Source organism: Alcanivorax sp. P2S70 (genome assembly GCF_000475295.1).
Classification (GTDB): Bacteria; Pseudomonadota; Gammaproteobacteria; order Pseudomonadales; family Alcanivoracaceae; genus Alcanivorax; species Alcanivorax profundi.
Genome location: NZ_AXBZ01000023.1, coordinates 174,292 through 185,823, shown reverse-complemented (window position 1 = coordinate 185,823; position 11,532 = coordinate 174,292). Strand labels below are relative to the sequence as shown.

Annotated in this window: 9 protein-coding genes; 3 read left to right on the top strand and 6 right to left on the bottom strand. The window is 57.6% G+C overall.

Annotated elements, in window-relative coordinates; all coding sequences use genetic code 11:
* Positions 1 to 6: 6 nt before the first annotated feature.
* The 3 genes from ubiD to trxA all read right to left on the bottom strand — a co-directional run bounded on the left by ubiD (position 7) and on the right by trxA (position 3,572).
* On the bottom strand, positions 7 to 1,482 hold the full coding sequence (ubiD, locus tag Q672_RS25905; RefSeq protein ID WP_022985385.1) for a 4-hydroxy-3-polyprenylbenzoate decarboxylase: 1,476 nt from the start codon (positions 1,480 to 1,482) through the stop codon (positions 7 to 9).
* Between the two features lie 229 nt (positions 1,483 to 1,711).
* Positions 1,712 to 2,971: a transcription termination factor Rho gene (gene rho / locus Q672_RS25900; protein ID WP_022985384.1), complete on the bottom strand. Its 1,260-nt coding sequence runs from the start codon at positions 2,969 to 2,971 to the stop codon at positions 1,712 to 1,714.
* A 274-nt stretch (positions 2,972 to 3,245) separates the two neighbouring features.
* Entirely contained in the window at positions 3,246 to 3,572 is a 327-nt protein-coding gene (gene trxA / locus Q672_RS25895; RefSeq protein WP_022985383.1) for a thioredoxin TrxA, read from the bottom strand.
* Positions 3,573 to 3,755: 183 nt separating this feature from the next.
* Here trxA and ppx point away from each other — a divergent pair, with 183 nt between their 5' ends.
* Positions 3,756 to 5,246, top strand: coding sequence for an exopolyphosphatase (gene ppx / locus Q672_RS25890; RefSeq protein WP_022985382.1), 1,491 nt, complete (start codon positions 3,756 to 3,758; stop codon positions 5,244 to 5,246).
* Positions 5,247 to 5,342: 96 nt separating this feature from the next.
* Here ppx and ppk1 read toward each other — a convergent pair whose 3' ends face one another.
* On the bottom strand, positions 5,343 to 7,424 hold the full coding sequence (gene ppk1 / locus Q672_RS25885; protein WP_022985381.1) for a polyphosphate kinase 1: 2,082 nt from the start codon (positions 7,422 to 7,424) through the stop codon (positions 5,343 to 5,345).
* Between the two features lie 239 nt (positions 7,425 to 7,663).
* Between ppk1 and Q672_RS25880 the strand changes: the two genes are divergently transcribed.
* Positions 7,664 to 9,757 (top strand): TonB-dependent siderophore receptor, encoded by a 2,094-nt coding sequence (locus tag Q672_RS25880; protein ID WP_031226452.1) that lies wholly within the window; start codon positions 7,664 to 7,666, stop codon positions 9,755 to 9,757.
* 60 nt (positions 9,758 to 9,817) lie between these two features.
* Here Q672_RS25880 and Q672_RS34405 read toward each other — a convergent pair whose 3' ends face one another.
* Positions 9,818 to 9,946 carry a hypothetical protein gene (locus Q672_RS34405; RefSeq protein WP_022985379.1) on the bottom strand — a complete coding sequence of 43 codons (129 nt, stop codon included), beginning with the start codon at positions 9,944 to 9,946 and terminating at the stop codon, positions 9,818 to 9,820.
* Between the two features lie 260 nt (positions 9,947 to 10,206).
* Between Q672_RS34405 and Q672_RS25875 the strand changes: the two genes are divergently transcribed.
* Entirely contained in the window at positions 10,207 to 11,043 is an 837-nt protein-coding gene (locus Q672_RS25875; protein WP_022985378.1) for an alpha/beta fold hydrolase, read from the top strand.
* On the opposite strand, the gene Q672_RS25870 is transcribed toward Q672_RS25875, so the two are convergent.
* Positions 11,027 to 11,485 (bottom strand): MarR family winged helix-turn-helix transcriptional regulator, encoded by a 459-nt coding sequence (locus tag Q672_RS25870; RefSeq protein WP_022985377.1) that lies wholly within the window; start codon positions 11,483 to 11,485, stop codon positions 11,027 to 11,029. The genes Q672_RS25875 and Q672_RS25870 overlap by 17 nt on opposite strands.
* Positions 11,486 to 11,532 lie beyond the last annotated feature (47 nt).

Genomic DNA, 11,532 nt, shown 5'->3' with positions numbered 1-11,532 from the left:
CACTGTTCACTGTTCACTGTCGATGCCGAGACTCTCCCACATCGCATCCACCTTCTCCTTGACCGCCTTGTCCATGCTGATAGGGCGGCCCCATTCGCGGGTGGTTTCGCCGGGGAGTTTGCTGGTGGCGTCCAGGCCCATCTTGGAACCCAGGCCGGCCACCGGGGAGGCGAAGTCGAGATAGTCGATGGGGGTGTTTTCGACCATCACGGTATCGCGGGCCGGGTCCATGCGAGTGGTGATGGCCCACATCACATCTTTCCAGTCGCGGGCATTCACGTCGTCGTCGCAGACGATCACGAACTTGGTGTACATGAACTGGCGCAGGAACGACCACACGCCCATCATTACGCGCTTGGCATGGCCGGGGTACTGCTTCTTCATGGTGACGACGGCCATGCGGTACGAGCAGCCTTCCGGGGGCAGATAGAAGTCCACGATTTCCGGGAACTGCTTTCGCAAAATCGGCACGAAAATTTCGTTCATGGCTACGCCCAGCACCGCGGGCTCGTCCGGTGGGCGGCCGGTGTAGGTGCTGTGGTAGATCGGGTCGCGACGGTGCGTGATGCGCTCTACGGTGAACACCGGGAACCGCTCAACTTCATTGTAGTAACCGGTGTGATCACCGAATGGACCTTCATCGGCCATTTCATCCGGGTAGATATGCCCCTCGAGGACGAATTCCGCGCTGGCAGGCACCTGCAGGTCGTTGCCGATGCATTTCACCAGTTCGGTTTTGGAGCCGCGCAGCAAGCCGGCGAAGGCATACTCGCTGAGCGTGTCTGGAACCGGGGTGACGGCACCAAGAATGGTGGCAGGATCGGCGCCCAGGGCAACCGAGACCGGGAACGGCTCGCCGGGATGCGTTTGCTGCCATTCCTGAAAATCCAGGGCGCCGCCACGGTGGCTGAGCCAGCGCATGATCAGTTTATTGCGGCCGATCAGTTGCTGGCGGTAGATGCCCAGGTTCTGGCGTTCCTTATGGGGCCCACGGGTAATCACCAGCGGCCAGGTGACCAGCGGACCGGCATCGCCGGGCCAGCAAGTCTGGATCGGTAACTGGTACAGATCCACCTCGTCACCTTCCAGGATTTTCTCTTGGCAGGGCCCGCTGCTGGACACCTTGGGTGACATGCTCAAGACCTTGCGGAACACCGGCAGCTTATCCCAGGCGTCACGAAAGCCCTTTGGTGGCTCCGGTTCTTTCAAAAACGCCAGCAGTTCGCCAAGCTCTCGCAGCTCTTCCAGTGACTCCCGGCCCATGCCCAGCGCCACCCGGCGTTCGGTACCAAACAGATTGCCCAGCACCGGGGTCCCGAACCCCTTCGGGTTTTCGAACAACAATGCCGGGCCGCCAGCACGCAGGGTGCGGTCGCAGATTTCGGTCATTTCCAGATTGGGGTCCACTGGCACGGTGATGCGCTTGAGTTCCCCGCGCTGTTCCAGCTGGGTAATGAAGTCACGCAGATCGCGGTATTTCATGGCGTTCCTTGTTGGTAGGGGGAACCGGGGAAAGTAATTGAGCGAGTATAGCAGGCTGGATGTGAGCGGCGAGTCGAGAGCGGTGAACCTCGCTTTCGAGGAGGGCAAAACTCAAAATAGTTCCAGCGTGTTTTAGAAGATCGCAGACGCCCTCCAGATCGTTGAGTTCGGCGCCCATAAAACAAAACCCCGCCGGGGCGGGGTTTTGCGTATGGTGTTCCAGTGTTGCTTATTTGCGCTTCATGGACTCGAAGAATTCCAGGTTGGTCTTGGTCTGCTTCATGCGGTCAATAAGGAATTCCATGGCACCGATTTCATCCATTGGGTGAAGAACCTTGCGCAGAATCCACATTTTTTGCAGTTCATCTTCACCTACCAGGCGCTCTTCGCGACGGGTGCCGGACTTCTTGATATTCATGGCCGGGAAGACGCGCTTCTCTGCCACCTTGCGATCCAGATGCAGCTCCATGTTGCCGGTGCCCTTGAATTCTTCGTAGATCACTTCGTCCATCTTGGAGCCAGTGTCCACCAGGGCGGTGGCGAGGATGGTCAGGCTGCCGCCTTCCTCGATGTTTCGCGCGGCGCCGAAGAAGCGCTTGGGTTTTTCCAGGGCGTGGGCGTCAACACCACCGGTGAGGACCTTGCCTGAGCTGGGCTGTACGGTGTTGTAGGCACGGGCCAGACGGGTAATGGAATCCAGCAGGATCACCACGTCTTGCTTGTGCTCAACCAGTCGCTTGGCTTTCTCAATTACCATCTCGGCCACCTGAACATGACGGGCCGGAGGCTCGTCAAAGGTGGACGCCACCACTTCACCGCGCACGGTTCGTGACATTTCAGTCACTTCTTCCGGGCGCTCGTCAATGAGCAGCACGATCATGTGGGTTTCGGGATTGTTGCGGGCGATGGACTGGGCGATGTTCTGCAGGAGCATGGTCTTACCGGCTTTGGGCGGGGCCACGATCAGGCCGCGCTGCCCTTTGCCGATTGGGGCCACCAGATCGATCACCCGGGTGGTGATGTCTTCGGTGGAGCCGTTGCCTATTTCCATTGCCAGACGCTCGGTGGGGAACAGGGGCGTCAGGTTTTCAAACAGGATCTTGTTTTTTGCGTTTTCCGGCTTGTCGAAATTGATCTCGTTAACCTTGAGCATGGCGAAATAGCGTTCGCCATCTTTCGGGGGGCGGATCTTCCCGGAAATGGTGTCGCCGGTGCGCAGGTTGAAGCGCCGGATCTGGCTCGGAGAGACATAAATGTCGTCAGGGCCTGCCAGGTAGGAACCTTCAGCAGAACGAAGGAAGCCGAAGCCGTCCTGCAGGATTTCCAGTACGCCGTCACCATAAATGTCGGAGCCATTTTTGGCAGCGCGTTTAAGGATGGAAAAGATGACGTCCTGCTTGCGGGTTCTTGCCAGATTCTCGAGTCCGAGTTCTTTGGCAATGTCCAGAAGTTCTCCAATCGGCTTCTGCTTCAGTTCAGAAAGATTCATTGGCGGTCTGTTTTGGTCTTGGATGAATGAGAGGATGCACCACCTGCGGTGCCGCAGTTGTTATGAAAATCCGGTTATTTCGGAATCTGGCCCGGCAAGCCTAGAGGGCCATCAGGAATAAAAGGTAACCAGAGGTTCCGAAGGACTTACTAAAAGGGGGTGCTTGACTTAAAGCTGGTTCTGGAATCTACCACTCTGACAGGGGGCTGTCTAGAGTCTGGTGGGATGTAATGCCCCCGTCAGTAGACAGGGGCGTTACAAGGTGTTTCCGATCTTACAGTGTGCTGTCCAGGAAAGCGGTCAGCTGGCTCTTGGACAGGGCGCCCACTTTGGTGGCTTCCACGTTACCGTTTTTGAAGACACTCAGGGTGGGGATGCCGCGAACCCCATATTTCTTGGGGGTCTCAGGGTTGTCGTCAATGTTGATCTTGGCAATGGTCAGCTTGCCTTCGTACTCGCCGGCCAGCTGTTCCAGGATCGGCGCGACCATTTTGCAGGGGCCACACCACGGTGCCCAGTAATCGACCAACACGGGGCCGTCTGCATTGATGACCTGGGCTTCGAAGTCCGCATCGGTCACATTGATAATCTCGCCGCTCATTGAATTCTCCTGCTATAAAGGGATTGGCTGGCCCGGGCGAGGGCCGTTGCGCTGGGGAATAATATCAGGGTGTGGCCGGGCATTTTCAAGCAACCGCAGTCAATAATCCCGAGAGTTAGCGGCTATGACATCGTAACGCCATGATTTTTGGTTAGAATCGACCCAACGAAAGAAGGAGCTTGCATGGAGCACGGCGAACATCTGGCCGCCATTGATCTGGGGTCGAACAGTTTTCATATGGTGGTGGCCCGTCAGGTACACGGGGAAATCCAGATTCTGGATGGGCTATCCGAGAAAGTGCAGCTGGGCGCAGGCCTGGACAAGGATAATCGACTGGATGCCGATACCCAGGAACGGGGACTCGAGTGTCTGGGGCGGTTCGCTCAGCGGATTACCGGGATTCCCCGAGGCAGTGTGAGGGTGGTAGGCACCAACACCCTGAGACAGGCGCGCAACGCCCGGGAATTCATTGCCCGTGCCGAGGAGGTATTGGGGCACGATATCGAAATTGTGGCTGGCCGCGAGGAGGCCCGGCTGATTTATCTGGGGGTGGCGCACACCCTGGCGGATGATGCCGGGCAACGTCTGGTGGTCGACATCGGCGGCGGATCAACCGAACTGATTATCGGTGAGCGTTTTGAACCTTCTGAAACCGAATCCCTGCACATGGGCTGCGTCAGTTTTGCCAAACGCTTCTTCCCGGAAGGGGCGCTTACCGAGAAAGCGTTTGATCGTGCCGTCACGGCGGCCCGACAGGAAGTGTTGTCGATTCACGCCAACTACCGCCGGATCGGTTGGGTACAAAGCGTAGGGGCGTCCGGGACGATCAAGGCGATTAGCCAGGTCTGTGTCGAGAATGGCTGGTGTGAGAGCGGTATCACGCTGGATGCGCTCAAGAAAGCTCGCAAGAAGGTGCTGAAAGCGGAAAGCCTTGAGCGGTTGTCCCTCAAGGGGTTGCGCGAGGATCGGGTGCCGATTTTTCCGTCCGGGCTGGCGATTCTGTACGGTATTTTCGAACAGTTGGGGCTGGAGCAGATGGAGGTCTCGTCAGGGGCATTGCGCGAAGGGCTGCTCTACGATCTGTTGGGGCGGTTTGGTCATGAAGATGTGCGTGACCGTAGCATTCAGGCCTTGATGAACCGTCATCATGTGGAGCGCAGCCAGGCTGAGCGGGTGTGCGATACGGCCATGGCATTACTTAAGCAGGTTGCCAGCGAGTGGGGACTGGCGGGTGAGGACATGGCCGATTCTCTGCGCTGGGCGGCATTGCTGCACGAGCTGGGGTTGGCGGTGTCGCATAGCCAGTTTCACAAGCATGGCGCCTACTTGATCACCAATTCTGACTTGCCGGGGTTCTCACGCCAGGAGCAGCAGGCGGTAGCGGTGTTGGTACGAGGCCATCGCCGCAAGGTTCCGCTATCGGCGCTGGAGGATGTGCCTGAAGATGAGCGCGAGCCGCTGTTGCGCCTGTGCCTGGTGTTGCGCATCGCTGCGCGGCTGCACCATGCCCGCTGCGACGAAGCGATTCCCGATATTGGCCTCACCGCGGTTGAGCGCAAGCTGACCCTCTCGTTCCCGGCAGGCTGGCTGGAAGAACACCCTCTCACCCTCGCCGATCTGGAGCAGGAGCAAGAGTACTTTCAGCAAGCGGGCTGTGAGCTAAACTTGAGCTGAGTGTTCGCCCTATCGTTTGCTGGCAGGCCCGACAGGGGCGGTGCGGTCAGGGGTGGGAGCGGTTTCCACTGCGAATAAACGGCGTGGAGACTGCCCCTACCCCAAAGTATCCAGCAACGTCTGCTGCGCCATAAACCGTTCTTCCCCCTCTGCCGGCTGGGCGCGTTGGTAGCTGCCATCGGGCTGCAGTAACCAGGCACGGCTGTTGTCGCGCAAATAATACTGCAAGCCTTCTTCCAGCATCTGGCTCTTCAGCGCCGGGTGATTGATCGGGAAGCAGGTTTCTACCCGGTTGAACAGGTTGCGGTCCATCCAGTCGGCGCTGGAGCAATACAGCAGGTCTTCGCCGGCATGGTGGAAGTGGTAGATGCGGGTGTGTTCCAGAAAGCGCCCAACGATGGAGCGCACCCGAATGTTATCGGACAGCCCGGCGATACCCGGTTTCAGGCAGCAGATGCCGCGAACGATCAGGTCAATCTGCACGCCCGCCTGACTGGCGCGATAGAGCGCCTGGATGATTTTTTCTTCGGTCAGCGAGTTGAATTTGGCGATGATGCGCGCAGGCCGACCAGCCTGGGCTTCCACTGTCTCAAATTCGATCCATTCAACCAGTGACGGATGCAGGGTGAAGGGCGAATGTTTGAGCTGTTTCAGGCGGGCGGCCTTGCCCATGCCGGTCAGTTCCTGGAAGATTTTGTGTACGTCCTGTCCTATAGATTTGTCGCTGGTCATCAGGCCGTAGTCGGTGTAAAGCTTGGTGGTCTTGGTGTGGTAATTCCCGGTGCCAAGGTGGACATAACGCTTGATGCCATCCCCGTCGCGGCGGACGACCAGCAACATCTTTGCGTGAGTCTTGTAGCCCACCACACCGTACACCACGATGGCGCCGGCTTCCTGCAATCGGCGCGCCCCTTCGATGTTGGATTCCTCATCAAAGCGAGCGCGCAGCTCCACGATGGCGGTCACTTCTTTGCCGTTGCGCGCTGCGGTTTCCAGATGATCCAGAATTTCCGACTTGGTGCCGGTGCGATACAGGGTCTGCTTGATTGCCAGTACCTTGGGATCACGGGCAGCTTCTGCCAGCAGGGAAATGACCGGCTGAAATGACTGGAAAGGGTGATGCAGCAGCAGGTCTTCCTGGTCAATGGCATCAAAGATGGATTCTGATTTTTTCACCGTGGGGTGAATTTTCGGGGTGAAGGGCGGGTAGTGCAGGCGTGGCCGGTCCACGCTGGTAAACATCCGCGCCAGATTCACAGGGCCATTCACCTCGTAGAGGTCATCCTCGCCCAGCTCAAATTGCTCCAGCAGGTAGTGCATCAGATGCCGTGGACAATTGTCAGCCACTTCCAGGCGTACTTCGTCTCCGTAGCGACGGGAAAGTAGCTGGCCTTTCAGGGCGCTGGCCAGATCTTCTGCTTCTTCGTCCACTTCAAGATCCGCATTGCGAGTCACTCGAAATTGGTAGCAGCCAGTGGCTTTCATGCCCGGGAAAAGATCCGAGACATGGGCATGGATCATGGAGGAAAGGAAAATAAAATTATCGTCGCCGTCGCCACTGATTTCGTCCGGGATGCGGATCAGGCGCGGCAGCGAGCGCGGAGCAGGCACAATGGCCAGTCCTGTGGAGCGACCAAATGCATCCTTCCCATCCAGCGGCACGATGAAGTTTAAGCTCTTGTTGACCAGGCGCGGGAAGGGATGGGATGGGTCCAGTGCGATGGGGGTCAGAACCGGGTAGACCTGCTCACGAAAATACTTTTTGACCCATTCAGCCTGGGCTTCGGTCCAATCTTCGCGGCGCAGGAAGTCGACGCCTTCCTCGCGCAGTGCCGGTAACAGGATGTTGTTCAGGATGTGATATTGCCGGTCCACTGCTTCATGGGTGATGCGGCCGATTTCCCTGAGCAGCTCGGCCGGCAGCATGCCATCCGGGCCCGGTTGACCTGTGCCGGTTTCCAGCTTGTTGCGCAGACCCGCTACACGAATCTCGAAGAACTCGTCCATGTTGCTGGAAAAAATCAGCAGAAAATTCAGCCTTTCCATCAAGGGGTGGTTGTCGTCCATGGCCTGCTCCAGCACCCGCAGGTTGAACTGCAGCAGGCTCAATTCCCGGTTGAAGTAGTAGTCGGGGTTATTGAGGTCGATGGCGCTGTGCTCGCTGGCAATGTCATTCATGGTCTCGTCCTGAGCGGAACCGCAAGGGCCCTCTATTCCATGACATATATATGACACGGTAATGACAGGGAACGGGATTCACCCCTGTCCAGCTTAATCCTGCATGAACAAAGGGGAAAGAATGAGGCAGGTTCAATCATGGGAAGCAGACTGACAAAGCTTACTTTTCAGTGTCGCGGCAAAGGTGTAGAATGCGAATCGTTATCGTTTTTAGTATTTTTATATTTTGGAGCTTGCCAATGACTTGCCGATATCGCGCGATTTGGGGCGCGCCGCTGGTAGGGATGTCCCTGCTTTCTTTGTTTCCTGTGACGGTACTCGCTGAAGAGCCCTCTACCAATGTGATTCCTGCTGTAGAGGTAAGCGCCGAGGGCGCTGAAGAAGCGGGATATATCACTGAAAGGGAAACCGCCAAAACGGGCAAACTGGATGTGGCAGTGGAAGAGACACCATTTGCCATTAGTGTTGTAAATCAAGAGTTTATTCGTGATACCGGGGCCAAGAATATTCAGGATGCCCTACTTTACAGTTCGGGCGTCTATGCCGGTGCATTCGGGTTTGATACCCGTGGTGATTGGGCAAAGATACGCGGAATGGATGCGTCCTTTTATCTGGATGGGCTGCGCTCGATTTATGGCAGCTATAACAGTGTGCGCACCAATGTCTATGCTCTGGAACAGCTGGAGGTCCTGAAGGGGCCGTCTTCTGTGCTGTATGGCCAGTCTGAATTGGGCGGCATCATTAATTCCGTCTCGAAGCTCCCCAAGCCAGAGCAGCAGGGAGAAATCTGGGCGCAGGTGGGTTCCTATGACCGCAAACAGTTGGCGGCAGACGTTACCGGGCCTCTCTCAGAGGACGGGAAGTTACTCTATCGTCTGGTGGCGCTGAAGCGCGAAAGCGGTACCCAGGTGGACCATGTGGATGATGACGGTTTCCTTTTTGCGCCGTCTATTACCTGGCTGCCTACGGATAACACCAGTATTAGCCTGCTGTTTAATGCCCAGGAAAACTCAGGCGGCGTTTCGGCCCAGTTTCTTCCGGCCCAAGGGACTATCGAGCCTGGGGTGAGAGGTGATCTTCCTACGGAGACTTTTGTTGGGGAGCCTAGCTGGGATCGTTATGACCGCGAAAAAAATGAAGTCACCTTGTTTGTGGATCATCGTCTGAACGAGCAATGGAACATCGCTGCCACCGGCCGTTACACCTCCTCTGAAGCGGAAACCCGTGAGCACTGGGCATCGATTGGTTTTGGTGTTGCGCCCAATGGTGACACTGCGCGTACCATCTATATGGCGGATACCGGCACAGAGGTAACGAATTTTGATATTCGCCTTCAGGGTGATCTGAATCTCGGCATGACCCGCCACCGTCTGGCGGTTGGTGTTGATCGGCAGGACGCGCTCTGGGAGCAAAGCAACTATTACTACGGTTATGCCCAGGGTGGCACCATTAACCTTTATAACCCGGTATACGGCAATGTGAACTATGCGGCCCTGAACCCCGCTGACCGTCCGGATAACGAAATCAAGCAGACCGGGGTCTACTTCATTGACCACATGGATATTGGCAACTTCGCCATTTCCGGGGCGCTGCGTCACGATGATTCAACCAATACCACTCTGGCGGTTACAGGGCCGGATACCAAAAGTGATGATGAAGAAACCACAGGCCGCCTGGGTTTGATGTATCACTTTGATTTTGGGTTGTCCCCCTACCTGAGCTATGCGCAGTCATTTACTCCGAATCTGGGAACGGATGGATTTGGGGAAAGCCTCGATGCGTCGACAGGTGAGCAGGAAGAGGCCGGTGTCAAATACGTGAGTGAGAGTGGAGATCTCTCCGTGACTGCCGCTTACTTCTACATCGAAGAAACCAATCGCGTGATCCAGGGGTCGCAGCCGCAGTCAGTTGACCAAGTTGGCGCCAAGTCTGAAGGTTGGGAGCTGGAAGTGAAGAAAATGCTGGGAAATCTGGAACTTCAGGCCAGTATGACCGACCTCCGGGCCATCGATGACGATAGCGGTGTTCGGTTGCCTTACGTGGCGGACCGGCTTGTTTCTGGCTGGGGTAAGTATGAGCTGGAAAATGGTCTGCGCTTTGGTGCCGGGGTACGTTATATCGGTGACAATGTGGGCTTCGGCGGCGCGCCGAAGGTACCGTCCCAGACATTGTATGATGCGATGCTGGGCTATGGGATCCAGAACTGGGATTTCAGCATGAACGTCCAGAATTTGACGGATGAAGAGTACGTTTCCTGGTGCCGAAGTGCCGGTACGGATTGTGGTTTCGGTGAGCGCCGTACCATTACGGCAAATGCCCGTTACCGTTTCTAGGGATCGGCCACAAAAAAAACCGGCGCATGCGCCGGTTTTTTTGTGGGTGACCAGGGTCGGTTACCCCTGAAAAATCCATGAAGGCTGCACAGTCTCTAGCTGTTGCATCTCTTCTTCCGTCGGCGCGCGGGCGTCAGCGGTCGCGATGGCGGAAATGGCAAGTCCCAGTACCAGTATCAGGGTACGCATAACATGACTCCTCGGGTCAGTGACCCAATCTCAGAAAAGTATCAGCGCGAATAAAAGCGGCGAAATCATAACCACTTTGTGCCGATAGCCATTGGCTGCAGCACGGCCGGGCGGGGCGTTGCGGTGTATCCCTCCCGACGAGCGACTTGATTTATACCGTATAGTGTAAATACACTAAAATAAAGCGTCATGCTTGCCGCCCTCCCTGCAGGGTGGCAGCGCTTTCGCATTTTTAGTGTATATACATCAAGGAGAAGACGATGAAGGCGTTCCTGATTTTGATGGCGTTGTTCAGCCGGATTGCTCCCGCCAGAGCCAGCCGCATGGCGTTAAAGATGATGACCACGCCGCGGGTGGCGGCGGTCCGTCGTGACAGCAATCCGGCCCTGCGGGATGCCGGTGAGTTCATGCCGGTAGGGACCCGCGCTCGATGCTGGGTGCGCCCGGGCGGGCCACGGCGGGCGCTGTTTGTGCATGGCTGGTCAGGGGATGTGTCGCAGTTTCACGCGCTTTTGGAGACCGTCGATCCGTCGGATTGGACCTGTTTCGTGCTGGAAATGCCTGGTCACGGAGTGGTGGCGGACGGACCATCGAATGTGGGGGAGTTCATCACGACGGTTAGAGCCGCGCTGGAACAGATGGGAGAGCCGGTGGATCTGGTGGTAGGGCATTCCATGGGGGCGTCGGCGTTGGCCTTTGTGCTGGCGGAGCGCCCGGAAATTCCGCAGGCCGTGTTGATCTCGGCGCCAACGGACTTTCGCGCGGTGGTCGGTCGCATGGCGAGTTTTCTTCGCTTCGGCGCCCGTGCCCGGCAGGGGTTGCTGGACGCCATGGCGGACCGGGTCGGGATCGGTTATGAGGTGCTGGATATTGCGCGCCGGGGGCGTGGCATCGAGAGTGAGGTGCTGGTGATCCACGACACGCTGGATCGGGAAGTCCCGTTTAGTGATGCCCTGCGTCTGCATCAGGCGCTACCCCATGCCAGCCTGTTTCAGACCCAGGGGCTCGGGCATCGGCGGTTGCTGGAGGCGTCCCAGGTCCATGCCGCCATTGAGGCGTTTGTGCAGCCGGCGGCGGCCGTCAGAGTGTCTGCTTGACCTGGCGGCTGAAACCGCGCAATTCACGGGCGATGTCAGCCCAGTTGGCGGCACCGACCAGCGACTCGAATTGCTGCTGGGCGTGCTGCCAGCCCTGCAGGGCTTGCTGGTAGCGTGCTTCACCGTCTGCGGTCAGGCTCAGGCCCAGGGCGCGTTTGTTGCCGGTGGGGGCTGCCTGCACCAGACCGTTGTCGATCAGTTTGTCCACGGTCCGTTGCAGGGAGGTACGCTCCATGCCCAGCAGTTCCGCCAGCTGGAAAATGGATTCCGGCGGTCGCGCCTTGATCGCATTGAGCACGGAAAACTGGGTGATGCGCAGGCCGCTGTCCGCCAGGCTGCTATTGAACAGCCGGGTCACCAGCCGGGAAAACACCCGGGAGTGCAGGGCGGCGCATTGCAGGCCGACCTGCTCGGGATCGGGGGTAGGGCGTTGGCGGCTCATGCGAAAACTCCGGATAAAGTGTGCATGCATTATATGGCCGCACCGGC

What these genes read in the sequence shown, in the direction of transcription:
- ubiD (WP_022985385.1), bottom strand. Translation starts at nt 1,482, where the DNA reads ATGAAATACCGCGATCTGCGTGACTTCATTACCCAGCTGGAACAGCGC.
- rho (WP_022985384.1), bottom strand. Translation starts at nt 2,971, where the DNA reads ATGAATCTTTCTGAACTGAAGCAGAAGCCGATTGGAGAACTTCTGGAC.
- trxA (WP_022985383.1), bottom strand. Translation starts at nt 3,572, where the DNA reads ATGAGCGGCGAGATTATCAATGTGACCGATGCGGACTTCGAAGCCCAG.
- ppx (WP_022985382.1), top strand. Translation starts at nt 3,756, where the DNA reads ATGGAGCACGGCGAACATCTGGCCGCCATTGATCTGGGGTCGAACAGT.
- ppk1 (WP_022985381.1), bottom strand. Translation starts at nt 7,424, where the DNA reads ATGAATGACATTGCCAGCGAGCACAGCGCCATCGACCTCAATAACCCC.
- Q672_RS25880 (WP_031226452.1), top strand. Translation starts at nt 7,664, where the DNA reads ATGACTTGCCGATATCGCGCGATTTGGGGCGCGCCGCTGGTAGGGATG.
- Q672_RS34405 (WP_022985379.1), bottom strand. Translation starts at nt 9,946, where the DNA reads ATGCGTACCCTGATACTGGTACTGGGACTTGCCATTTCCGCCATCGCG.
- Q672_RS25875 (WP_022985378.1), top strand. Translation starts at nt 10,207, where the DNA reads ATGAAGGCGTTCCTGATTTTGATGGCGTTGTTCAGCCGGATTGCTCCC.
- Q672_RS25870 (WP_022985377.1), bottom strand. Translation starts at nt 11,485, where the DNA reads ATGAGCCGCCAACGCCCTACCCCCGATCCCGAGCAGGTCGGCCTGCAA.